This window comes from Exiguobacterium sp. s36 (assembly GCF_018618345.1).
In the GTDB taxonomy this organism is placed as follows: domain Bacteria; phylum Bacillota; class Bacilli; order Exiguobacteriales; family Exiguobacteriaceae; genus Exiguobacterium; species Exiguobacterium chiriqhucha.
This window is the reverse complement of record NZ_JACSLW010000041.1, coordinates 1-200: the sequence shown is the minus strand read 5'-3', so window position 1 is coordinate 200 and position 200 is coordinate 1. Positions and strand designations below refer to the sequence as shown.

The 200-nt window shown below is 59.0% G+C and carries 1 rRNA gene; it reads left to right on the top strand.

From position 1 onward, the window contains the following. Window positions 1-200 (top strand): 23S ribosomal RNA (locus KNP95_RS16030); the annotation flags it as partial.

Here is a 200-nt window from a genome sequence, read left to right as displayed (position 1 = left end):
ACGATGGGGGGACGCAGAAGGATAAGGTAACCGTGCGACTGGAAGTGCACGGACAAGCAGCGAGGCCGTCGGGTTGGCAAATCCGCCCGACACACAAGGTTGAGCTGTGACGTGGAGCCCGTAGGGCGAAGTACCGGATTTCACGCTGCCAAGAAAAGCCTCTAGTAAGGAGGTCGGCGCCAGTACCGTAAACCGACACA